Annotated in this window: 1 protein-coding gene; it reads right to left on the bottom strand. The window is 56.5% G+C overall.

Features of this window, described 5'->3' with window-relative positions; translation table 11 throughout:
• Positions 1-492: 492 nt before the first annotated feature.
• The coding region (locus tag AC1D0I_RS32600; RefSeq protein ID WP_477400184.1) for a VOC family protein at positions 493-997 on the bottom strand (505 nt) is incomplete at its 5' end.

The raw sequence follows: 997 nt of genomic DNA on the forward strand, positions 1-997 counted from the left end.
CTTCCAGGCAGGCCGAGCTTGATGCGCTGGAATTCGGCGTAACTCTCGGCAGCCGCTTGAGCTTTGAATGAATGCCGCGTTACTTTCCCATTTTCGACGACCTGGACAATCCATTGACCGTCGACATTTTTTAATCTGACGTCATTCGGTTCTCCGGCAACCATATTCATCGTCCGCTTTGGCTATTAAGGTTGAGCAACGACAGTAGAAATTCCAAGCTGCCGTTCTGCGAACAAATTGAATGCAGAAACCTCGATGCAGGCGACCATCGAGCGTCTGAGCGAGGGCGGTCCATGACTGCTGCGGCCCCCTATCATCCGGATCGAAGACCAATTGATTTCGAAGGGACTGAGCTGGTAGGCCGGTCAGAGTGGTCCTGATTTCACGGAAACGGGTCGGACAGGGCGGATACTTGGGTCAGTAGGCGCGGTTTTCGCAAGAATCAGGAGTTCGGCTCAAGGGCAAACCTCAAGCCGAACCATATTCAGCCCATCACTTTGCTGGCTCTTTCGGGCTCCAGAGGACCGTCTCCGCACTCTTCTCATAGGCCATGCCCGAGGGATAGCTGATCGCTTCCAGCTGCAGCCCCCACGGCGCCTGGAAGTAGATAATGGTCTGGCCGGCCGCGGGACCCTCTTTGACAGGCAGCGGCCCGAGGCGCGTTGCTACGCCTTTGGCCTGCAGATAGGCCTTCACGGCCGCGACGTCGTCTACGTAGAAAGCTATGTGGAAGCCCCCGATATCACTGTTCTTGGCATGCAGGTCCTTCTGGTCCGGTGCCGTGTATTTGAACAGCTCGATATTCGATCCATAGCCGCAGCGCAGTTGCGTGATCTGCTCGATAACCGCTTTCGGGTCAACGCCGGCCAGATCCTGCATGAAGGTGCCCTTGTCATCGGAAAACGGGCCGAACGACATCGCCTTCTTGCAGCCGACCACCTCTGTGAAGAAGTCGACTGCCTGCTTCATGTCGGGAACCGTGATGCCAGTGTGATCG

Source organism: Mesorhizobium sp. P2_D1 (assembly GCF_056404455.1).